Here is a 21,069-nt window from a genome sequence, read left to right as displayed (position 1 = left end):
GCCCGCTCGCTCGTCGACGAGCGGATCGCTCAGCGCACGGCGTACGCGTCGATGATCGTCTGCTCGACGCTGCGGCCGAGCGTGTCGTCGGCCCGGGCCCGGAGGCTGGCCTTCGCTCCGACCCGGTTGCGCACCGTCACCGAGCACGCGCCCTTGCCACAGTCCTTCAGCACCAGCGGCTCCCACGTGGCGCCCTGGTCCCAGGAGACGTCGATGCTGCGGTGCGCCAGCGGGCTCGTCGCGACGCCCTCCGGCATCGGGAACGCGACCTCGAAGCGGTACTGCCCCTTGGGCGCGCTGTTGCTGCCCGACAGCTCCATCCGGTAGTCGACGCCGAGCATCGGCAGCACCGACCAGGCCCCGGTCGGCTGCTCCGACCGGAAGGACCAGCGCGTCCGGATGTCCGTGGAGAGCTGCCAGAACCGGTTCTTCCGGTGTGCATGTGTCTCGACGACGACGTCGTGGTCCCCGGTGGGCATCCGCTCGTTGAGGAACGAAGACCAGTCGGTGACCCAGATCTCCTTGCCGTCCACGATGATCCTGCCGGTGTACTCCTGGGTCCACAGGTCGGAGTTGCCGTAGTGCCCTGCCGCATCGGTGAAGGCGCCGTGCGAGAAGTAGAGCCAGTCGCCCTCCCGGACCGGCGGCTGAGCGCCGTTCGTCACGCTCTGCAGTGGTGAGACCCGAGAGCCGATGGGACCGCCGAACCACGTGTCGCGCGTGGTGGTGCCGCCTCGGAAGGTCCTCCGCGGCGCCCAGAGGCTGGCGTACTCGCCGAGGTAGGTGGCGTCGAGCACCATCACCTTGCGCTCCCACACCGCGTCCGCGGACACGTAGTGCGTGACGGTGCTCGGGAACGGGACCAGCCGCATCTGTCCGAGGTTCGCGACGCCACCGCGGCTCGGCACCCAGCCGACCAGCTCCTCCATCGCCACGAGCCCGTCCCGGCTGGTGGTGCCCAGGCCGCGGTAGTCCTCGACCACGGCGGCGACCGCCTCACCCGTGGCGTCCACGACCCCGCCGTCGGGGACCTCGTCGGCGTAGTGGTGGACCAGGTCGTAGATGTACCCGGGGTGCGTGCGGGTGGTGATGCGCGCGGACCCGGCGTCTGCGAGAAGCGCCGAGGCCTCCCACGGCCGGACCTCCAGCGCGGGCAACGGCGGCTCTGCGGCCACGGTGCCGGCACAGGTCTCGCCCGGACCGGCGTAGGCCACCATGCCCACCGCCCCCGCGGCGTCGAGCGAGGCCGCGGCGGCACTGAGGTCGCTGCAGGTCCCGGACACGAAAGCGAGCGCACCGGCCACCCCGGCGGTCCGGGGCTGTGCCGCAGTGCCGGCGTCGACCACCGGGTGCTTCCCGCCGACCTCGGGGGTCGTCGACTCGGCGACGGGCCTGCCCGGTTGCGGCAGGGGCCGAGCGCCGACAGCCTTGCCACCGGTCGGTGTGATCGTGGCCTCCGGCTGGGCCAGCTGCCAGTTCGTGGCGAGCGACGCGGCGCCGGGAAGCCCAGCGGTGGGCCGCGCGTAGACGCGGTCGTGGGCGCCGGCCAGCATGAAGCCGGCACCTCCGGACTCGCCGGTCCAGGAGACGTCGAGCGTGACGTTGTCGTCGACCACGGGGCGGTCGGCGCGGTAGCTGAACCGGCTGGTCGCGTCCTCGTCCAGGACGATCTCCCGGTCGCGGTCCACGGTGAGCTGCGGCTCGTAGGACAGGATGCCCTCGCGAGCCCCGTCAGCGGCCAGGCCGAAGGACGCCACGGCCGTGCTGTACGTGCCCGGCGGGACCCGGAAGGTCGTGGTCACGGCGCCGGGGACGGCGTCGTAGGTGCGCTGGTCGAAGAACCACGGGTCGCCGATGGAGCTGAGCGACACCTGGTGGGCGGCCTTCTGCGAGCCGGAGCGGGGGACCACGCGCACGGTCACGTCGTAGAGCTCCTGCTCCAGCAGGTAGCCGACGGCGGTCCGGATGGTACGGCCGTCGGGCCCGGTCGCCGTGACGACGCCCGAGTGGCTGCCGGGCTCGCCGCTCCGGGGGTCCGCGGTGACGTCCGTGGCGGCCTCGCCGTGGGCCGGCACCACCAGACGGTCGGTGGTGAGGGCCATGGTCCCCCGCACGGTCGAGCCGTCCTGGCCGGACAGGGCCAGGTCGAGCGTGACGTCGGTGTCGGTCGTGTTGGTGTAGCGCAGCGTCGTGCTGGTCGGCTCCGCCTCGGCGTAGGGCCAGGCGAACGTGCCGAGGTGCAGCGAGGCAGGGGCCAGGACCTCTGCCCCGATGGCACGGAGCGCGTCGATGCGGCCCGTACCGGTGTCGAAGACCGTCGCGTCGGGGACGGGAACGGTGGTGTTGGCGATCGCCGACTTGAGCCGCTCAGCGCCCCACGTCGGGTGCTGCTGCGTGAGCATGGCGGCGAGCCCGGCGACGTGCGGCGTCGCCATGGACGTCCCGCTGATGGAGGTGTAGTACTCGTCCACCGTGGGTCCGAGGTTGGTCCCGGCGGCGCGAGCCGCCGTGATGTCGACGCCGGGGGCGCTGACCTCCGGCTTGAGACCGCCGTTGAGGATGCGCGGACCACGGCTGGAGAAGCCGGCCATGGCGTCGTTCCCGTCCACCGCGCCGACGGTCAGGGCCGCATCGGCGGAGCCCGGGCTGCTCACCGTCGACGGGCCGGGACCGGCGTTCCCGGCGGCGACGACGAACAGCGTGTCGGAAGACGCGGAGAGCTCGTCGAGGGCCTTGGCCAACGGATGGGTGCCGTCGTCGGCGTCCCCGCCCAGGCTCATGCTCACCACGTCGGCCTGCTGCTGCACGGCCCACTGCATGCCTGCCAGGACCCAGGAGTCGGCACCCCAGCCCCCGTCGGTGAGGACCTTGCCGACGATGAGGTCGGCTCCCGGTGCGACTCCTCGCCGCAGGCGGTCGGACGCCGCGCCGTTGCCGGCGATCGTGGAGGCGACGTGCGTGCCGTGTCCGTTGCCGTCCGCGACCCCGGCGTCGGAGGTGAAGTTCAGCGCGTCTGACACCTTGCCCGCCAGGTCGGGGTGGGTCGGGTCGTAGCCCGTGTCGAGGACCGCCACGGTCGTACCGGTGCCGTCGAGTCCCGCCGCCCATGCCTCCGGTGCGTGGATCCGGGGGACCGACTGCTCGAGCGCAGCCTCGACCCGGCCGTCGAGGTCGACCCGGACGGCTCCGTCGGCCAGGGCGTCGGGAGCGCCGTCGGCGTCGTCCTTCGTGAGGTCGTCCCAGAAGGCCCTCGCGCGGTCCTTGTCCGCGTGGAACGCCGTGACGCCCAGCATCGGAACGGTGAGCGTCCGCTCGGCTGCGGTGAGCGAGGCACTCCGGGACTCGGCGGCCGCGGTGGTGCCGCGACCGTAGTCGACGATCACGGGAAGGGAGCCGGTCGAGGCGTCGTCGTACCTCGCCTCGACCAGCGCGGTCACGTCGAAGAGGTCCCGGTCGATGCGCTCGGCGGCCAGGAGCCCGAACGCCGACGTCGGCACGACGAAGAGGTGCCCGTCGGTGCGCGTGATGGCCGCCTGGGGCGTCGTGCCGTCCTCGCCCGGCTCCAGCGAGACCGACTGGCGACCGTCGTCGCCGGTGGAGAGCCGGACGACGTCGCCGGTGACGAGGGTGACCCGGTGCTGGACCGGCGGTCCCGACCGGTCGCGGCCGTCGGTCGGAGCCGGTGCGGCTCCGGCGGAGGGAGCGACGACGCCGGCGAGGGAGGCGGTGAGCGCGACGGCGACGAGCGCGGTGGCGCCGGTCGCTGTCGGGCGTACGAGGGCGCAGCGGAGCGCGCTCGGACCAGTGCGTGATGGCACGGAGGATCCTTTCGATGGAAGCACGGCACCGACGCGGCTGTCGCGTCATCACGTGCTCCGTCGACTCTGGGTCGGGCCGCGACGCGGATCAAGGAACTCCGCTGTCGCCTTGTCGCCAACGACGCAATGCCGTCACTCCCCAGCGGCGGTCAGGAGCGCCCGAGCCACCGACGACCGGCTGCGGCGTGACCCAGCTGGAAGCGTGAGGACACGCCGGCCCGCTCCATGAGCTGACGCACCCGCCGCTGCACGGTGCGCTGGGACATCCCGAGCTGGCCGCCGATGGCCTGGTCCGTGAGTCCGTGGAACAGCAAGGTCAGCAGCTGCTTGTCCACCTCGTCCAGCGGTGAGGCATCGAGGTCGCTCCAGTCGCCGGTCGAGTCGCCGGTGGGGGTGAAGACCTGACCGCCGTCCCACGCGAGCTCGAAGAGGGCGACCAGGGCATCCAGCAGGCCGCTCGGGTGGACCAGCAGCGCCCCGCTGCCGCGGTCGTCCGTCCCCGCCAGCGGCAGGAGGGCGAGCTCGCGGTCCACGACGAGCAGCCGGATGGGAACCGACCCGCGGATCCGGCACGCCCCACCGGCCTCGACCAGCTGGCGTACCTCGTCGAAGTATCCGGCCCGGTCGAAGGCCCGGGCCTCGATGACGAGCCGGTAGGTCACCCCTCGCTCGAGGGCCCGGTCCTCGTCGTCGTTCTCCTCGGGGCTCACCACCGCGACCGACGCCTTCACGAATGCGAGCACCTCGCTACGGGCTCCCCGCTGCAGCTGGAGGAAGCGCTGCCCGACTGCCTGGGGGCCGTGCACCACCTCGATGACGTCCACCAGAGCGCGCTCGTCGGCACCCGTCCGGTAGGTCTCGGCCAGCGCGGTCAGCTGGACCTGGGCACGTCGCAGCGCCTCCTGCCGCTCCGCGAGCATGGCACCCAACGCCACCGCAGGCGGCGAGGCGGCGAAGCGGCCGGGATCGGCGACCGAGCGGGCGACGAGACCCTTGGCCTCGAGGTCCGACAGCACGGCCGCACCGGCGCGTGGTTCGAGACCCAGTGCGGTGGCCACGTCCTCGGCGGACTCCGATGTCCCCGCCACGAGCCTCTGGTAGACGCGCTCCTCGTCCTCGCTGAGTCCCAACGCCTCCAGCACGACTCCTCCTCCGGTCCGGCGAGGCCGGCACCAGGGTGACCGCTGGACGCCGAGCATCACGACTCTAGTGACCCCGACGAGCGAGGTGCTTGACCGCTGAGCGACCCGACCGAGACGGATCGAGTCTGTTCTTCGGCCGGCCGGAGGAACATGATGGGTGCTGCCGCTAGCGGGTCGCTGTGGCCCGACCGCAGATCGGATGGTTCGTCATGGTGACCTTCGCCGGCGTCGACCACGTGTCGTTCACCGTGTCCGACCTCGACAGGAGCCAGCACTTCTACACCACCGTGCTCGGCTTCGTGATGGTGCTGGACGTCGGCTACGGACGCATCTTCATGCATCCCGGCACCGGCTTCACGCTCTCGCTGATGAAGCACGAGGGAGCACACGGCGGCGACTTCACCGAGCTCACGACCGGTCTCGACCACCTCGGCCTGACCGCGACGTCACGCTCCGACCTGGAGGAGTGGGAGCGCCGCTTCGACGACCTCGGCGTCACCTACACGCCCATCCGCGACATGGAGTTCGGCTACCACCTCAACTTCCGCGATCCGGACAACATCGCGCTCGAGCTGTCGGCCCCCAACGAGCATCTGATCGCCGCCAGGAAGGCACTCGCTGACGGCCAGACCAGCCAGGCCGACATCGACGCCTTCATCGATGAGCATGACCTCGACCTGCCCCGGGCGAGCACGGACTGAGTCCGCGCCACGTCGCGTCATGGGCCGGCAACGGGTCGGTGCGGGATGGCAGCAGCGATCATGAAGAGGGCAAGGAACGAGTAGTAGTAGAGAGCGACCCACAGCCCGCGAGGGGTGGTGACGCGAAGCTGCGCTCCGGCGAAGGACTCGACGGTCAGTGCCCAGATCGGGATGGCGGTGAGCGCCAGCGCGCCGCAGGCGAGTCGGCCCCAGCGGGGGCCTCGTCCGGAGATGGCGTATCCGCCTGCCATCGCGTAGAGAGGCACACCGATCGCTCCCCCTCCGAGGCCGTCCTCGAAGATGCCGAGCACCCCCAGCGGGCCTTCACTGAACACGATCGCCGCGAACAGCACGGGCGAGAGGGCGAGCCAGCGCCAGCGGCGCCGGCCGCCCGTACGGCGAAGATGCTCGGCCCATCCCAGTAGCAGCCCGACCACCAGCCCAGGCAGCAGGATGTAACCGAACGTGCCAGACCAGCTGACACTCGAATCGCCCTGCACGATCTGAGCCATGATTCCGCGCAGACCGGCGGCCCACGCCAGCCCGAACAACCCACCGACGAGGACCAGCGAAGGGCCGTGGCCCGGACCGGTAGGGACCCGCACTGGTGCGTCGGCGGCCTGAACGACCATCGATGTTTCCCGCCCGCCTACTCGATCGGGGTGTTCGCCAGCGACACCAGCGTCATGAGCACCAGCGCTGCCGCAACGGCCGGCATGAACCACCCCGGGCGTACCCGGGCGCGCCACAGCGACCAGATCGCGACCAGAGCGAGCAGGATGCCGAACACGATGCTGCCGACATGGGCGATGTCGCTCAGTGGCCGCGCCTCCTCGCAGACGGGAGGGCAGTAGACGATCGGGAAGCCGTTCGTCAGCGCCGACCAGCCGGCGCCGAGGATCCCGGCACTGGCGACGCCACTGCCGCGGCCCCGGGAGCCCGCCATGAAGGAGACCGCCCACCAGAGCTGGATGAGCGCAACCCCGAGAAGTGTGGATGCTTCGCTGACGCTCAGCGTCCCGTGCAGGTCGAACAGACCGACGCCGAAGTCGAGGACGATGTGCAGCACACTGAAGAACATGGTCGCCAGGCCGACCCACAGCCATGCCGGCATCCGCCAGTCGCGGGCGGACCACTCGAGGCTCGGCCTGCGGCGCTCCTCGGGACCAGCACCAGGCGGGCCTCCCGCGGCGGAGGCGGCGGGCGTTGCCGGACTCTTCACCATCGGACGGTAGCCCCGAGTCATGGTGGGGGCGGCTGTGTTTCCGTTGCGGAAACAGCAGCTCGTCAGCTCAGCGCGGACCGAGTGATGGAGTCGGTGAACTCGGTCATCAGGTCGATGGCAGTCAGCAGCTCCGGCCTGTCATCGCCGCGGCGCCGGTGCGCGTGGTACCAGCTGGGTGGAACGCCGATCAGGCCCACCCGTCGGAGCTCGGGAGGGAGGTTGCCGGTGAGTGCCACGGGGACCACGGTGACCTCCCGACCTCCGAGGATGCGCTGAGCGACATGCGCGGTGTTGGAGGCACTGATCGGCACCAACGTCGCTTCCTCGAGCGGTCGAACGTCGGCGAGGATGAAGGGCCGCATGTACTCATCGGGAAGATCTGGGCTGTAGATCATCGGCAGCCGCGCGAACTCGTGCACCGCCACGTTGCGCTTGAACGCCCATGGATGGGTTGCGCCGACCAGCCCGACACGATGGATCTCCGAGAGTCGGGTCGACGTCACTTCGGGGCTGGCGGAGGGACCGAAGGTCAGGACCACGTCGACGTCGCCCTCGAGAAGGGCCGGCGTCAGGTCCGGGAACGCCGTTCGCACCGATTCGATCCCTGTGTCCGGGTGAGCGTGCTGCAGCGCCAGCTCGAGCGTCGCCAGGGCCTGCGGCATCAGCGGCGCCACGACACCGACCCCGTCCGGTACTGCAAGCCTCAGCGTCTTGAGGGGCGCCCCCGTCGCCGCAGTTCGTGCAGTCTGGGCAGCGAGTACCAGCTGCGGAGCGAACTGCACGAAACGCCGACCGGCGGGTGTGAGTCCTGAGAAGCCGCCAGTGTCGCGGTCGATCAGCGGGACACCCACGGCGGCCTCGAGCCTCTTGATGCGCTTCGTCAGTGCGGACGCCGAGATCCCGAGCCTGTCAGCGGCGCGCCCGAAGTGCCGCGAGTCGGTGACAGCGATGAAGCTCTCGACTGCGGTGAGGTCGAGATCCATGTCAAGGATCGTCCCAGTCGGCTCGTTCGGCGTCTACGGAGGTAGTTCCCTCCAGCCTCGGCAGGCACCCGCCCTCGGTCGGCGCGAGCGATCAGTCGACGTGACCGCGACTGTTCCGCCGCGATCGCAGGTGTCCGAGCCACCGCGAGGAGTCGAGAAGCTCACCCCGCCCGGGTGATGCAGCGTGACTGCCGCGACGGCCACGGTGGGTGCACTCGACACTGCTCCGCGGGGAGGAGTGCGGGACCAGGAGGTGATGACACATGCGCACGACAGCTTCGATCGTCGCCATCGTGGTGGGCATCGTGATGGCCGTTGCAGGGGTGATCACCTGGGTGGTGGTCAGCACCACCCTGTCGGAGCAGAAGATCGTCGTCGCGGACGACGCCAGCTGCCTCGCGGGTGACGAGGTCGACGGGCCCTTCTCTGCCTACTGCCAGGCCGACGTGATCGACCAGCACACCAAGAACATCACCGGCGGCCTCACCTATGCCGAGCTCGACCGGGAGGACCCGAACCGGGCGACCGCGATGGACTCGGCGTTCCTGCAGGCCTCCCTGTTCACCTCGGTGGTCGCCTTCGGCGTCGCTTTCATGGCCTTCGGGGTCGGCATCGTCCTGGCGCTGATCGGCTTCGGCCTGCGAGCGCCGGTCCGGGCACGCGACGCGCAGGGCCACCACACCGCCACGGGCTGACCCGCCGCTCGTCTCGACCATCGCCCCCGTCGGGGGCACGAACTGGAAGGTGCACATGACGTCGACCTACTCCACCCGGAACGCCTGGGCCTCCGGGCTGATGCTGTTCGCGGCGGCCATGCTGCTGACCGTCGGCCTGTTCCAGATCCTGCAGGCGATCGCCGCCCTCGCCAACGACGACATCGTCGTCAGGGGTCCCGAGTACACGTACCACTTCGACCTCACGACGTGGGGATGGGTGCACCTGCTCATCGGTGCCGTCCTGATGGCGGTGGGTGCCTTCCTGTTCACCGGAGCCGCGTGGGCCCGGTGGGCGGGGATCGCGGTCGCCGTCCTGGCCATGACGGCCAACTTCATGTGGCTGCCCTACTACCCCTTCTGGGCGCTCACCCTGATCGGTCTGAACGTCGCGGTCATCTGGGCCCTCGCCGTGGTCGAGGTCGAGCCCGAGTTCAACCGGCCGGCGCCGTAGCCCCGGACTCCCACCCGCGCCGGCGGCGTGCTCGGCGGCGGGGTCGGCCTGGCCACGGCCCGGCCTGAGGGGCGTCAGCCGCGGAGCGCGCGGATGGCCGGTGCCACCTGCTCGCCGAGGTCGGCGAGGAACTGCTCCTGGTCGTGCCCGGGGCCGTGGAGGACGAGGTGGTCGAAGCCCGCGTCGACGTAGGGCCGGACCGCGTCGACCACCTCGGAGGGCGTCGTGGCGATGATCCATCGGGAGGCCACCTGCTCGATCGGCAGGCGGTCGGCGGCCGCGGCCATCTCGACCGGGTCGTGGAGCCGGTGCTTGTCCTCGGCGCTGAGCGACAGCGGCGCCCAGAAACGGGTGTTCTCGAGCGCCTCCTCCCGGGTCGCGGCGTACGACAGCTTGATCTCGATCATCCGGGAGAAGTCGCGCGCGGAGCGGCCTGACGTGGCGAGACCCTCGTCCACCGCCGGCAGCAGCTTGTCGACGTAGAGGTCCATGCCCTTGCCGCTGGTGCAGATGAAGCCGTCGCCCACGCGACCGGCGTACGCCGCCATCTGCGGCCCGCCGGCCGCCACCCAGATCGGGACGCCGCCCTCGGGGCGGTCGTAGATCGTGGCGTCGACGGTGCGGTAGTACTCACCGTCGAAGGTGACCCGCTCACCGGCCCAGAGCTCACGCATCAGCCGTACGGCCTCACGCAGGCGCGCCCAGCGCTCCTTGAAGTCGGGCCACTCCGGGAGGCCGACGGAGATCTCGTTGAGCGCCTCGCCGGTGCCGACGCCGAGCACCACGCGGCCCGGGTTGAGCAGGGCGATGGTGGCGAGCTGCTGGGCGAGCACGGCCGGGTTGTAGCGGAACGTCGGCGTCAGCACGCTCGTGCCCAGCACGACGCGCTCGGTGCGCTCGCCGAGGGCCGCCAGCGCGGCGAGGGCGCTGGGCGCGTGGCCGCCCTCGTGGCGCCACGGCTGGAGGTGGTCACTGACCCAGACACTGTCCAGGCCGACCTGCTCGGCGCGCACCCCGAGCTCGACGAGCTCGCGCGGGCCGAACTGCTCGGCCGAGGCCTTGTAACCGACGGCGAGGGAGGGGGTCACCGCGCCATCGTGGCACGGCGACCCCCAGCGACCTCGTAGGGCCTCAGGCGGCCGGCGGCCGCTCGACCAGACCGGCCCTAAGGTCAGTCAGGATCCGCGTGAGGACCCGCGACACCTGCGCCTGGGTCAGGCCCACGGAATCGGCGATCTCCTGCTGGGTCTGCTCCTGGAAGTAGCGCAGCCGGACGATCCGGCGGTCGCGTGCGGACAGGGCGCGCATCAGCGGGGCGAGCATGACCTTGGCCTCGGCCTGCGCCAGGGCACGGTCCTCGTCGCCCAGAAGGTCGCCGAGCGAGGACGAGCCGTCGGCCACCCGCGCGTCGAGCGAGGTCGGCGTGAAGCACCCGTCCGCGGCGAGCGCCTCCACCACGTCGGAGGTCTGCTCGCCGAGGTGGGCGGCGAGCTCGCTGGGGCGCGGCGAACGCCCGAGCCGCGGCTCGAGCTCCTCCTGCGCAGCGGCGATGCGGGTCTGCAGGTCCTGGATCCGGCGAGGCGGCCGGACCATCCATCCGCTGTCGCGGAAGTGCCGACGCAGCTCGCCACGGATCGTGGGAACGGCGAACGACAGGAAGTCGTGGCCGGCGCCGGGGTCGAACCGCTGCCCGGCCTTGGTGAGGCCCAGCAGGGCGACCTGCTCGAGGTCGTCGAGGTCGATGCCCCGGTTGCGGTAGCGCGAGGCCATGCTGCGGGCCACGGCCACGTTGGTCTCGATGAGCTGACGGGTCAGCTCTTCGGTGTCGGCCTGGCGGTGGACGCCACGCAGGTCGCAGACGATGGCGTCGGTGCGACGGGCACGTGCCTTGCCCTCGAGGGGCTGGGCGACGGATTGGACGGGTGTGCGTTCGGAGTGAAGTGCAGGTGCGATCGACATGGTGACCACGTGCTCGCTTCCTGGGTGTGGATGGGCTTGCCGTGGTCTCCAGCAAGACGATCTGCTATTCAGAGTCGCATGGTCTGGACCACATGGACAGCCAGAAAACGAACTCCACCCCTCAGGGGGAATGGCGCACCAAGGTCTGTCGAGGGTTCTCACCGAAGACCTGCCGGTACTCCGCGGCGAACCTGCCAGGGTTGAAGAAGCCGAAGCGGGCAGCGGCATCGCCGACGCTGGACACCGACCCCTCGCGCAGCGCCTGGTGGACCAGGTCGAGGCGGACGCGTCGCAGGTAGGCGTGGGGGGTGCAGTCGAGGTGGCGCCGGAAGGCGTACTGGAGCGCGCGCGGGGAGACGTGGCACTCCTGGGCGAGGTCGGCGAGCGTGAGGTCGTCCTGGGCCCGTGCGTCGATGACGCCCTGCGCGCGGCGGACCGTCGCCTGCGTGGCGTCCCGCATGTCGCGGGCCGAGAGCGGAGCGTTGCCGACGATGTTGTTGTCGAACGTGTGCAGGAGGCTGTGCGCCAGCAGCCGGGACGCCTCCCGCTGCGCCAACGAGTCGCCGGTGATGCCCGCCGGGGGGGAGCTGAGGTTGTCTACCACGGCCCGCCACTGAGCGGCCGCGGACGGCGACCGGGGCACGAAGCTGGCGAAGGTGAGGTCCGCGCTGGTCCTCTCCTCGTCGATCTCGGCGATGGCCGCGGACATCACGTCGTCCGGGATCCCGGTGTTGCGCACCTCGTAGCCGGCGCCGCCGCCGGTGAACGGCATGTCCCACCCGGCTGCCAGGACCGTGTCGCCCGTGCGGCCGCGATCGGTCACCCGGTCGTGGGTGTACTCGACCTCGCCGGCAAGCACGTCCACGACGACGAGGACCGGCATGGCCTGGGCGTCGAAGCGGACGGGGGCATCGATCCGCAGCCGGTCGAAGGAGACACCGCCGACCTCGCGCCGGCGGGCGTGGACCGTGCCCATCCGGCCGCTCAGGCCCAGCGAGGTGCCGTACGCGTTGTCGAGCCACTGGCGCGCGTCGTCGCCGTCACCTTCGAAGTCGAAGTCGTCGGACGTCGTGCGGGATCTCAGATCAGGCACGAGCACCTCCCGATGGAGAGTGCGGACGACCCGACGGCTTGAGTCGTCTCGACTGTAACCCGGGAACGGGGGTTCCGCCCATACGGAGGTGTGGGGACCAGCCTGTAGGGTGGGCCACGAACGATCGATCCTCCGCCCTGTGTCCGCGGACCTACGTCATGCAAGAGGTGACGATGTCTGGGACACCCCTATCTCCGGGCGAGCCGGCCCCCCACCCCGATGAGCTGCGTGACGAGGTCGCGCAGCTGCACGAGGCCGTGAAGTCGCAGCGTGACATCGGCATGGCCGTCGGGCTGATGTCGGCGCGGTTCGGCTGCAGCACCGAGCAGGCATGGCGCACGATGCTCCGTGTCTCGCAGGACAGCAACACCAAGGTCCGCACGGTCGCGCGGGCGCTCGTGACGACCCACGACGGCACGGCCGGACCCGAGGAACGCGAGGCCCTGGAGAGGTTCGTGGAGCACCTGCCCGCGTCGGGCTGGCCTGGAGGGTCGCCGACTCAGGGATAATCCCTGCCATGAACATCGACGACGCCGCGCTGGCCGACAGCCTGCGCCGGCTGTCCCAGCCCCGTGACGACGACGGCAGCATCACCTCGGCGCTCCATGTCGTCGTCACCGCCTGCGTCGACCTGTTCGGCGTGGACGGTGCCGGAGTGCTCATCGCCGACGAGCAGGACATCCTCGTCTACGCCGCGGCGAGCGACGGCCCGGGTCGTCTGCTGGAGCAGACCGAGGCCGAGGCGGGCGAGGGGCCGTGCACCGAGGCGTTCGTCCAGGGCCGGGTGGTCACCAGCCGCGACGTGACGGCGGAGGTCGACCGGTGGCCCACCCTGGCCAGCGCCATGGCGGAGCAGCCGGTGCGGGCCGTGCTCGGCACGCCGGTGCTGCTGGGTGGCGTGCCGGTCGGCACGCTCGACGTCTACAAGAGCCACCCCCACGACTGGGACGACAGCGAGGCAGCGGCGCTCGGGAGGTATGCCGAGATCATCGCCACGGCCCTGGGCGCCGCGCTCCAGGCCCACACGGCCGGCGAGCTGGCCCGCCAGCTGCAGTACGCCCTCGACTACCGCGTGCTCATCGAGCGAGCCGTCGGCTACCTGATGGCCAGTCAGTCGCTGGACGCGGTCGGCGCGTTCAACGCGCTGCGCACCGCGGCCCGCAGCCGGCGCACCAAGATCGGCGTCGTGTCCGAGCACGTCCTCCAGACCGGCGCGCTCCCCTCCTGATCCCCAAGGCCGGCGCGCGCGGCCTCAGTCGTCGACGACGTCGACGACCCGCTCGTGCGGGATGGCGCGCGTCTCGACGATCTGCGTGGCCACGTCGCGCAGCTTGACGTTCGTCGTCGAGGACAGCCGACGCAGCAGCTCGAAGCTCTGGTGCTGGTCGATGCCGTAGCGCTCCATCGCGATGCCCTGGGCCATGCCGATCACGTGGCGGGAGCTGACCGCGGTCTGCAGGGTGCTGGCGCGGCGCGCCGACGACAGCGCCGTCGTCGCGTGGACGGCGTAGACGAGCGCGAGGTCGACGACGTCACGGTCGGCGAAGGCGCCGGTCGTGCCGCTGTAGAGGTTGAGGGCGCCCATCGGCTCGTCGCGGTCCGTGACCGCGACGGCGAGCAGCGACCCCACCCCGAGGCCGGCGGCGCGTGGGCCCCACGCCGGGTAGCGGGAGTCGGAGCTGACGTCACCGCTGCGCAGCCAGCCGCCGGTGTCGGCGATCTCGACGCACGGACCCTCGCCCAGGGCGTACTGGAGGGCGTCGGCCTCCTGCGCGACGGCGTCGCTGCTGGCCAGCGTCTTGTGACCGCGCGGCGTGCGGATCGTGAGGCTCACCTGGTCGGCCTCGGGGACGAGCGCGCGCATGCGGGTGACGATCGCGAGCGAGGTGACAGCCTCGTCAGGCTCCTGCTGGAGCTCGGCAGCGAGCGCCGCGAACACGGCCAAGGAGTCATGGGATGACACTGAGGTTCCTTGCGGGACTTGCGTCTGCGACCCGTGTTCTGGAGTCGGGACAAAAGTTATCGTCCCCTGCCGCTGTCGCTCAACGCGACACCTCCCATGGGATGATCCTGCGGGTTCCCGCCCGCCGGAGGCCCTGTTCCCGCATGAGCACCCCGCGCGCGGGTACTTGTGCACGTGACCACCTCCGACATGACCGCGGAGGCGCGCTCGGCGCTGCCCGTACCGCGTCCGCGGGCCAGGCGCCTCGTCATCGCCTCGGTGCCTGCCAACCACGTGTACGTCCGACACCTCGCGCCCGAGGACGGCTCGGGCCCGGTGCGCCTGCCCGACCCCACGCCGCCAGGCGCGGCCGCCACGCAGCAGTGGTGGCCCCCGGTGATGCTCGACGCCGCCTGGGTCGAGGAGCACGACTTCGACGTCTTCCACGTCCACTTCGGCTTCGACGCCCGCAGCCCTGCGGACCTCGAAGAGCTGGTCGCCGCCCTCCGCCGGCGCGGCAAGCCGCTGGTCTTCACGGTCCACGACCTGCGCAACCCCCACCACCTCGACCGCGAGGCGCACGACCGCCACCTCGACGTCCTCGTGCCCGCCGCCGACGCGCTGATCACGCTGACGCAGGGCGCCGCCGCCGAGATCCGGGCCCGCTGGGGTCGGGAGGCCGTCGTGGTGCCGCACCCCCACGTCGTACCCCTCGACGTGATGCGCCGCGCCGCCGCCATGCGCGAGGTCCTCCGCCGCGGGCCGCGCGACCGCACGCTCCGCATCGGCGTGCACGTGAAGAGCCTGCGCGCCGGCATGCACCCCCACCCGCTGCTCCCCGTGCTCGTCGACACCGTCCGCGACCTGCCGGGCGCGGTGCTGCAGGTCAACGGGCACCGTGACGTGCTCCTGCCCGACGGCGCGAGGTACGACGCCGCGCTGGCCGAGGCACTCCAGCACCACGCCGCCCGCGGCGAGGTCGACCTCCGGATCCACGACTTCCTCGACGACGATGCGCTGTGGGCCTACCTGACCTCCCTCGACGTGTCGGTGCTGCCGTACCGCTTCGGCACCCACAGCGGCTGGCTCGAGGCCTGCCGCGACCTCGGGACCGCCGTCATCGCCCCCTCGTGCGGCTACTACGCCGACCAGGGCCCGGTGCTGACCTACGAGCACGACGAGGACCACTTCGACGCCGCCGGTCTGGCAGCGGCGGTGCGCGAGGCCCACGCTTGCCGCGTCGCAGCCCCGGTCGACGTGGACGAACGACGTCAACAGCGGGCGCAGGTCGCCGCCGTCCATGCGCGGGTGTACGACTCGGTCGTGGGTCGGCGGTGAGGATCTGCATCATCGCCTCCAGTCGCTTCCCGATCCGGGAGCCCTTCGCCGGCGGGCTCGAGTCGATGACCTGGACGACCGCGCGCGGCCTGGCCGAGCGAGGGCACGAGGTGACGCTGTTCGCCGGGCCCGGATCGGACACGTCCCTGCCGGTGCGCTTCCTGCCGCTGTCGACGGTCGAGGTCAGCGCCGCGGCGATGGCCGACAAGTTCGCGCCCGGACCGGGGTGGCTGGCCGAGCACCACGCCTACCTCGCCCTGATGCTTTCCCTCGCGCGCACCGGTGCCGAGGAGTACGACGTCGTGCACAACAACAGCCTCCACCACCTGCCGATCGCGATGGCTCCGGCGGTCGACGTGCCGATGCTCACCACGCTCCACACACCGCCACTGCCGATGATCGAGTCGGCGCTGGCCCTGTGCCCGCGTCCGCCCCGCTTCGTCGCGGTGAGCGACTGGACGGCCCGCTCGTGGCGTCACGCCGTCGACAGCGACGTCGTGCTCAACGGGCTCGACCTGCGCGACTGGCCGGCCGGGCCCGGCGGCGGGCCGGCCGTGTGGTCGGGGCGGATCGTGCCGGAGAAGGCCCCGCACCTGGCGATCGAGGCCTGCCGGATCGCGGGCGTGCCGCTCGTGCTCGCCGGCCCCGTCCAGGACAGGGCCTACTTCGACCGCGAGGTGGCTCCGCTCCTGGGCGACGGCGCCCACCACGCCGGCCACCTCGCCCAGCGCGAGCTGTCCGACCTGCTGCGGCAGGCATCGGTGGCGGTGGTGACACCCATGTGGGACGAGCCCTACGGCCTGGTCGCCGCCGAGGCCATGGCCAGCGGCACCCCGGTCGCGACGTTCGCTCGTGGTGGGCTCAGCCAGGTGGTGTCGCCGCAGGGCGGGGTGCTCGCCGCGCCCGGCGACGCTGCTGCGCTGGCCGAGGCCGTCGTGGCCGCGGCGCGCCTCGACCGGGACGGCGTGCGCTCCTACGCGGAGTCCACGTGCAGCGCGGACGCGATGGTCGAGAGCTACCTCGACCTCTACGCGCAGCTCGCCCGCCAGGACGACGCGGCGTGACCCGCGACGGCGGCACCCGGGTCGTCGGCTACTACGTCCACCACGTCGGCAGCGGGCACCGCCACCGTGCCGAGGTGCTCGCCGCCCGGCTACGTCGCGACGGCGTCGCCGTCACCGGCCTGTCGTCGCTGCCCCGGCCCGACGCCTGGAACGGCGACTGGGTGCGGCTGCCTCGCGACGACGACGGCGACCCGCGCGACGTCTCCGGCCACGGGCACCTGCACTGGGCTCCCCTCCTGCACGACGGCGCCCGCTCCCGCGCGGCCGCCCTGAGCGCGTGGCTGGAGACCGCACGCCCGGACCTGCTCGTGGTCGACGTCTCGGTCGAGGTGCTGCTCCTCGCCCGCCTCCACGGCGTACCCGCCGTCGGCGTGGTCCTCCCGGGACGGCGCGACGACCGTGCCCATCTCCTCGGGTTCGGGGTCGCCGAAGCCCTGGTCGGGTTCTGGCCGAGCACGGCGGGTGACATGACACCCGGGCTGCCCGACGAGCTGCGCGAGCGGCTGGTCCCGGTCGGGGCACTGTCCCGTCACCCCGTGCGCCCGGCGCTCCGCAGCCAGCCGCACGTCGGGGAGCGCACGGTGGCCCTGATGCTCGGCTCGGGCGGACACGACATCACCGCCGCGGACGTACGGGCTGCCCAGGGAGCGACGCCCCACTGGGAGTGGCACGTCCTCGGGGCCGACCCCGGCACGTGGGTCGACGACCCCTCGGCGGTGCTCGCCGGCGTCGACGTCGTCGTCACCCATGCCGGGCAGAACGCCCTCGCCGAGACGGCGGCCGCCCGGCGTCCCGCCGTCGTGCTGCCGCAGCGCCGACCCCACGACGAGCAGCGTGCGACCGGCGACGTGCTGGCGGACGGCTGGCCGGCCGTCGTCCACCGAGCCTGGCCCGACGCGGCGGAGTGGCCCACGGTCCTCGACCGAGCGGCGTCGCTCGACCCCCGGCGATGGACGGAGTGGTGCGACGGCTGGGCGGCCGACCGCTTCGCCGAGGTCGTCCTCGCCACCGGTGAGCGCGTGCGCAACGGGGAGCCGCGGTGAGCCGCGTCGCCGTCGTCACGATCGCCCACGGCCGCCACGAGCACCTCGCCGCCCAGCACCGCTCGCTCGCCCGTGGCACCGTCCGGCCCGACCACTACGTCGCCGTCGCGATGGACGACCCCGCGATCGTCGAGGAGCAGGTCGCGGGGCTCACCCGCGAGGTCGTCGCGCTCGGTCGCGGACCCGAGCGCGCCCTGCCCCTGGCCGCAGCCCGCAACGTCGGCGTCCGCACCGCGATCGACGCCGGCGCCGACGTGGTCGTGCTCCTCGACGTCGACTGCCTCGCCGGGGCCGGTCTCGTGGCGTCGTACGCCGACGTGGTCGCGGCGCGCCCGGAGCGCATCTGGTCGGGACCGGTGACCTACCTGCCGCCACGCCGGCCCGGTGGCTACCCCCAGGACCCCGCCGAGCTCGCGGGCTGGGACGACCCGCACCCGGCTCGACCGAACCCCGCGCCCGGCGAGCTGCTGGAGTCCGACGACGCCGACCTGTTCTGGTCGCTCTCCTTCGGCGTGCACCCTCGCACCTGGGAGCGCCTCGGCGGCTTCTGCGAGGACTACGTCGGCTACGGCGGGGAGGACACCGACCTGGGTCGTACGGCCATCGCCCGCGGCATCGGGCTCGGCTGGGTCGGCGGTGCCCGCGCCTACCACCAGCACCACCCGGTCAGCAGCCCGCCGGTCGAGCACCTGGACGACATCCTGCGCAACGGCCGGCTCTTCCACGAGCGGTGGGGCGAGTGGCCGATGACCGGTTGGCTGGAGGAGTTCGAGCGCCGGGGACTGGTGCGCCGACAGGATGGGCACTGGACCCGCGAGACGCCGCCGGGCCCCACGGCCACGAGCAGCACCGCCAGCACGAGACGGACGAAGGAGACCACACCATGAGCACGACGACCCGAAGCGTGTCCGCCACCCCGGAGCAGGTCTGGAAGGTGCTGTCCGACGGCTGGCTCTACCCCCTCTTCGTCGTGGGTGCGTCCCGGATGCGGGACGTCGACGAGTCGTGGCCCGCGGTCGGCGCCCGGCTGCACCACAGCGTCGGCACCTGGCCGCTGCTGATCGACGACACCACCGAGGTCGTCGAGGTCGACGAGGGCAAGCGGATCCTGCTGCTGGCTCGCGGCTGGCCCGCCGGCCAGGCGCACGTCGACATCTCGCTGGAGCCGCAGGGCGACGCCACGGTCGTCACCATCACCGAGGACGCGACGGCCGGTCCCGGGCTGCTCGTGCCGAAGCCGCTGCGCGACGCCCAGCTGCACTGGCGCAACATCGAGACCCTGCGACGGCTGGCCTTCGTCGTGGAGGGCCGGACGCAGTGAGCGCCGGCCCGTCGGGCGCCTACGACGCCGTCGTCGTCGGAGCCGGCCCCAACGGCCTGGTCGCCGCCAACCTGCTGGTCGACGCCGGCTGGCGGGTGCTGGTGCTCGAGGCGCAGGCCACCCCGGGCGGCGCGGTCCGAAGCGATCGCGAGGTGCACCCGGACTTCGTCCACGACACCTTCAGCGCGTTCTACCCGCTGGCCCTCGCCTCGCGCACCATCACCGGACTCCGGCTGGAGGACCACGGGCTGACCTGGGAGCACGCCCCGGCGGTGCTCGGCCACCAGTTCGGCGACGGGCAGTGGGCGGTCCTGCACCGCGACCGCCACGACACGGCGGCCGGCCTCGACGCACTCCACGCGGGTGACGGCGACACCTGGCTGGAGCTGTGCGCCACCTGGGACCGCATCGGCCCCTCGCTGGTCGACGGACTGACCTCGCCGTTCCCACCGGTGCGTGCGGGCGCCCGGCTGGTGCCGGCGCTGGCCCGCTCCGGCGGCCTCGACACCGTACGGATGCTGGCGACGCCGGTCGCCTCCCTCGGCCGCGAGCTCTTCGCCGGCCCCGCCGCCCAGCTGCTGCTCAACGGCAACGCCGGTCACGCCGACTTCCCCCTCGCCTCCCCCGGCTCGGGCGTCTTCGGCGTGCTGATGACGATGCTCGGTCAGACCGTCGGCTTCCCCGTCCCCCGGGGCGGCGCCCAGCAGCTCACCGACGCTCTCGTCGCCCGCTGCACCTCCCTCGGCGCGGAGCTGGTGACCGACGCCGAGGTGACGTCCGTCGACGTCCGCGACGGCCGCGTGGCCGGCGTACGCACCCGTGACGGGCAGTCGTACGCCACCCGCGCCGTGCTCGCCGATGTGTCGGCCACCCACCTCTTCGGCGGGCTGGTCGCCGAGGAGCACCTGCCCGCACGACTGGTGCGCGGCATGCGCGACTTCGAGCTCGACCCCGGCACCGTCAAGGTGGACTGGGCACTGTCCGGGCCCGTGCCGTGGACCAACCGGCCGGACCGCGCCCCGGGCACCGTGCACGTCGCGGACTCCGTCGAGGAGATGACCCAGACCCTTGCCCAGGTCTCGTCGGGGGTGGTGCCGGACCGACCGTTCCTGCTGACCGGCCAGATGACGTCGAGCGACCCCACCCGGTCGCCCGCCGGCACCGAGTCGTTCTGGGCCTACACGCACGTCCCGCAGCCCGGGAAGACCCGCCGTGACGCCGCGGACGAGGTCACCGGCGCGTGGGGGCACGACGACGCGCAACGCTTCGCGGACCGGATGCAGGCGCGGATCGAGGCGCGGGCGCCCGGTTTCGGCGACCTCGTCATGGAGCGCCGGGTGCTCGGGCCGCACGAGCTCGAGGCGCGCAACGCCAACCTGGTCGGCGGCGCCGTGAACGGCGGCACGTCGCAGCTGCACCAGGAGCTGGTCTTCCGCCCCGTCCCGGCGATGCGCGGCCGCGCGTCGACCGGCCTGCCGGGGCTCTACCTCGCCTCCGCCTCCGCGCACCCCGGCGGCGGCGTCCACGGCGCGGCCGGCGCCAACGCCGCCCGAGCCGCCCTCTGGCACCGGCGCACCGGGCGGTTGCGTCCCTCGTCCAGGCCGTCCACGCCGTCCACCCCGTCCACCTCGTCCGGCCCGACCGGAGGCGCCTGATGACCGAGCACCTCGCCTTCGGCACCCTCACCATCGCCTACGACGACCGTGTGCTGCGACCACGCGAGTGGACCGCCGCACAGTCGGACTGGGCGGCCGACCTGATGACCACCGCGCCGGGCGGGACGGTGCTCGAGCTCTGCGCCGGCGCCGGCCACATCGGCCTGCTCGCGGTCGCCTCCTCCGGCCGCCGCCTTCTCTGCGTCGACGCCAACCCCGTGGCGTGCGACTACGCCCGGGCCAACGCCCTCGCCGCCGGGTTGGCCGAGCGGGTCGAGGTGCGGGAGGCTCGCCTGCAGGAGGCGCTCGCGCCCGAGGAGACGTTCCCGGTGATCATCGCCGACCCGCCCTGGGTCCCGCGCGAGCAGACCACCCGCTACCCCGAGGACCCGCTCACCGCCATCGACGGCGGCGACGACGGCCTCGATGTCGCCCGCGCCTGCCTCGCGGTCATCGACGACCACCTCTCCCCCGGCGGCTCGGCCGTGCTCCAGGTCGGCACCCGCGCCCAGACCGACGCCCTGCGCCGGGAACCCTGCTTCACCGAGGGTCGGCTCGCGATGGTCGAGGTGCGCCAGCAGGTGCGCGGGGTGCTGGCCCGCATCGACCGCGGCTGAC

21 protein-coding genes are annotated in these 21,069 nt (G+C 72.5%); 12 read left to right on the top strand and 9 right to left on the bottom strand.

What is annotated here, in order from left to right; translation table 11 throughout:
• Positions 1-29: 29 nt before the first annotated feature.
• Positions 30-3,818 carry a S8 family serine peptidase gene (locus ACFQW6_RS15855; RefSeq protein WP_378547206.1) on the bottom strand — a complete coding sequence of 1,263 codons (3,789 nt, stop codon included), beginning with the start codon at positions 3,816-3,818 and terminating at the stop codon, positions 30-32.
• 149 nt (positions 3,819-3,967) lie between these two features.
• Positions 3,968-4,960, bottom strand: a complete 993-nt coding sequence (locus tag ACFQW6_RS15850) for a helix-turn-helix domain-containing protein (RefSeq protein ID WP_378547203.1) — start codon at positions 4,958-4,960, stop codon at positions 3,968-3,970.
• A gap of 179 nt (positions 4,961-5,139) precedes the next feature.
• Between ACFQW6_RS15850 and ACFQW6_RS15845 the strand changes: the two genes are divergently transcribed.
• Complete coding sequence (locus ACFQW6_RS15845; protein ID WP_378547200.1) at positions 5,140-5,661, top strand: VOC family protein; 522 nt, start codon at positions 5,140-5,142, stop codon at positions 5,659-5,661.
• A 17-nt stretch (positions 5,662-5,678) separates the two neighbouring features.
• Here the strand turns inward: ACFQW6_RS15845 and ACFQW6_RS15840 are convergent, their stop codons facing one another.
• The 3 genes from ACFQW6_RS15840 to ACFQW6_RS15830 form a co-directional block, all read right to left on the bottom strand.
• Entirely contained in the window at positions 5,679-6,173 is a 495-nt protein-coding gene (locus ACFQW6_RS15840) for a hypothetical protein (RefSeq protein WP_378547198.1), read from the bottom strand.
• Between the two features lie 137 nt (positions 6,174-6,310).
• Complete coding sequence (locus ACFQW6_RS15835) at positions 6,311-6,883, bottom strand: hypothetical protein (protein ID WP_378547195.1); 573 nt, start codon at positions 6,881-6,883, stop codon at positions 6,311-6,313.
• 65 nt (positions 6,884-6,948) lie between these two features.
• On the bottom strand, positions 6,949-7,869 hold the full coding sequence (locus ACFQW6_RS15830; protein ID WP_378547192.1) for a LysR family transcriptional regulator: 921 nt from the start codon (positions 7,867-7,869) through the stop codon (positions 6,949-6,951).
• A gap of 263 nt (positions 7,870-8,132) precedes the next feature.
• Here ACFQW6_RS15830 and ACFQW6_RS15825 point away from each other — a divergent pair, with 263 nt between their 5' ends.
• Both ACFQW6_RS15825 and ACFQW6_RS15820 read left to right on the top strand, forming a co-directional pair.
• Positions 8,133-8,564, top strand: coding sequence for an aromatic ring-opening dioxygenase LigA (locus ACFQW6_RS15825; protein ID WP_378547190.1), 432 nt, complete (start codon positions 8,133-8,135; stop codon positions 8,562-8,564).
• Positions 8,565-8,619: 55 nt separating this feature from the next.
• Positions 8,620-9,036, top strand: a complete 417-nt coding sequence (locus ACFQW6_RS15820) for a hypothetical protein (RefSeq protein WP_378547187.1) — start codon at positions 8,620-8,622, stop codon at positions 9,034-9,036.
• 74 nt (positions 9,037-9,110) lie between these two features.
• Here the strand turns inward: ACFQW6_RS15820 and fgd are convergent, their stop codons facing one another.
• From fgd to ACFQW6_RS15805, 3 genes are all read right to left on the bottom strand, one after another.
• Positions 9,111-10,124 (bottom strand): glucose-6-phosphate dehydrogenase (coenzyme-F420), encoded by a 1,014-nt coding sequence (gene fgd / locus ACFQW6_RS15815; protein WP_378547184.1) that lies wholly within the window; start codon positions 10,122-10,124, stop codon positions 9,111-9,113.
• 43 nt (positions 10,125-10,167) lie between these two features.
• Positions 10,168-10,995, bottom strand: a complete 828-nt coding sequence (locus ACFQW6_RS15810; protein WP_378547181.1) for a sigma-70 family RNA polymerase sigma factor — start codon at positions 10,993-10,995, stop codon at positions 10,168-10,170.
• A 121-nt stretch (positions 10,996-11,116) separates the two neighbouring features.
• Positions 11,117-12,088 (bottom strand): helix-turn-helix transcriptional regulator, encoded by a 972-nt coding sequence (locus ACFQW6_RS15805; RefSeq protein ID WP_378547178.1) that lies wholly within the window; start codon positions 12,086-12,088, stop codon positions 11,117-11,119.
• 173 nt (positions 12,089-12,261) lie between these two features.
• Here ACFQW6_RS15805 and ACFQW6_RS15800 point away from each other — a divergent pair, with 173 nt between their 5' ends.
• Both ACFQW6_RS15800 and ACFQW6_RS15795 read left to right on the top strand, forming a co-directional pair.
• The gene (locus ACFQW6_RS15800; RefSeq protein WP_378547175.1) at positions 12,262-12,597 is read left to right on the top strand and encodes an ANTAR domain-containing protein; all 336 of its coding nucleotides are present in this window, start codon (positions 12,262-12,264) and stop codon (positions 12,595-12,597) included.
• Between the two features lie 8 nt (positions 12,598-12,605).
• On the top strand, positions 12,606-13,316 hold the full coding sequence (locus ACFQW6_RS15795; RefSeq protein ID WP_378547173.1) for a GAF and ANTAR domain-containing protein: 711 nt from the start codon (positions 12,606-12,608) through the stop codon (positions 13,314-13,316).
• Positions 13,317-13,340: 24 nt separating this feature from the next.
• Here ACFQW6_RS15795 and ACFQW6_RS15790 read toward each other — a convergent pair whose 3' ends face one another.
• Positions 13,341-14,027, bottom strand: coding sequence for a GAF and ANTAR domain-containing protein (locus ACFQW6_RS15790; RefSeq protein WP_378547596.1), 687 nt, complete (start codon positions 14,025-14,027; stop codon positions 13,341-13,343).
• A gap of 198 nt (positions 14,028-14,225) precedes the next feature.
• Between ACFQW6_RS15790 and ACFQW6_RS15785 the strand changes: the two genes are divergently transcribed.
• Genes ACFQW6_RS15785 through ACFQW6_RS15755 form a run of 7 tightly spaced genes read left to right on the top strand, consistent with a single transcriptional unit; the run spans position 14,226 to position 21,068 of the window.
• Positions 14,226-15,368 (top strand): glycosyltransferase, encoded by a 1,143-nt coding sequence (locus ACFQW6_RS15785; protein WP_378547171.1) that lies wholly within the window; start codon positions 14,226-14,228, stop codon positions 15,366-15,368.
• The gene (locus ACFQW6_RS15780) at positions 15,365-16,432 is read left to right on the top strand and encodes a glycosyltransferase (RefSeq protein WP_378547168.1); all 1,068 of its coding nucleotides are present in this window, start codon (positions 15,365-15,367) and stop codon (positions 16,430-16,432) included. The genes ACFQW6_RS15785 and ACFQW6_RS15780 overlap by 4 nt, the downstream gene beginning before the upstream one ends.
• Positions 16,429-17,475: a hypothetical protein gene (locus ACFQW6_RS15775; protein ID WP_378547165.1), complete on the top strand. Its 1,047-nt coding sequence runs from the start codon at positions 16,429-16,431 to the stop codon at positions 17,473-17,475. Before ACFQW6_RS15780 ends, ACFQW6_RS15775 begins: the two co-directional genes overlap by 4 nt.
• Complete coding sequence (locus ACFQW6_RS15770; protein WP_378547162.1) at positions 17,472-18,362, top strand: glycosyltransferase family 2 protein; 891 nt, start codon at positions 17,472-17,474, stop codon at positions 18,360-18,362. The genes ACFQW6_RS15775 and ACFQW6_RS15770 overlap by 4 nt, the downstream gene beginning before the upstream one ends.
• A complete protein-coding gene (locus ACFQW6_RS15765; RefSeq protein ID WP_378547160.1) occupies positions 18,359-18,796 on the top strand; it encodes an SRPBCC family protein in 438 nt (145 codons plus the stop codon). Before ACFQW6_RS15770 ends, ACFQW6_RS15765 begins: the two co-directional genes overlap by 4 nt.
• Positions 18,793-20,451: a phytoene desaturase family protein gene (locus ACFQW6_RS15760; protein ID WP_378547157.1), complete on the top strand. Its 1,659-nt coding sequence runs from the start codon at positions 18,793-18,795 to the stop codon at positions 20,449-20,451. Before ACFQW6_RS15765 ends, ACFQW6_RS15760 begins: the two co-directional genes overlap by 4 nt.
• On the top strand, positions 20,451-21,068 hold the full coding sequence (locus tag ACFQW6_RS15755) for a methyltransferase (protein ID WP_378547154.1): 618 nt from the start codon (positions 20,451-20,453) through the stop codon (positions 21,066-21,068). Before ACFQW6_RS15760 ends, ACFQW6_RS15755 begins: the two co-directional genes overlap by 1 nt.
• Position 21,069 lies beyond the last annotated feature (1 nt).

Source organism: Nocardioides sp. GCM10028917 (genome assembly GCF_042666175.1).
Classification (GTDB): Bacteria; Actinomycetota; Actinomycetes; order Propionibacteriales; family Nocardioidaceae; genus Nocardioides.
Note: the sequence above shows the minus strand (reverse complement) of the source record. Positions and strands in the feature narration are given on the sequence as shown.

Excerpts from the sequence above, each read along its gene's own strand:
- ACFQW6_RS15810 (WP_378547181.1), bottom strand. The coding sequence starts at position 10,995 with ATGTCGATCGCACCTGCACTTCACTCCGAACGCACACCCGTCCAATCC.
- ACFQW6_RS15800 (WP_378547175.1), top strand. The coding sequence starts at position 12,262 with ATGTCTGGGACACCCCTATCTCCGGGCGAGCCGGCCCCCCACCCCGAT.
- ACFQW6_RS15795 (WP_378547173.1), top strand. The coding sequence starts at position 12,606 with ATGAACATCGACGACGCCGCGCTGGCCGACAGCCTGCGCCGGCTGTCC.
- ACFQW6_RS15825 (WP_378547190.1), top strand. The coding sequence starts at position 8,133 with ATGCGCACGACAGCTTCGATCGTCGCCATCGTGGTGGGCATCGTGATG.
- ACFQW6_RS15840 (WP_378547198.1), bottom strand. The coding sequence starts at position 6,173 with ATGGCTCAGATCGTGCAGGGCGATTCGAGTGTCAGCTGGTCTGGCACG.
- ACFQW6_RS15765 (WP_378547160.1), top strand. The coding sequence starts at position 18,359 with ATGAGCACGACGACCCGAAGCGTGTCCGCCACCCCGGAGCAGGTCTGG.
- ACFQW6_RS15830 (WP_378547192.1), bottom strand. The coding sequence starts at position 7,869 with ATGGATCTCGACCTCACCGCAGTCGAGAGCTTCATCGCTGTCACCGAC.
- ACFQW6_RS15755 (WP_378547154.1), top strand. The coding sequence starts at position 20,451 with ATGACCGAGCACCTCGCCTTCGGCACCCTCACCATCGCCTACGACGAC.
- ACFQW6_RS15820 (WP_378547187.1), top strand. The coding sequence starts at position 8,620 with ATGACGTCGACCTACTCCACCCGGAACGCCTGGGCCTCCGGGCTGATG.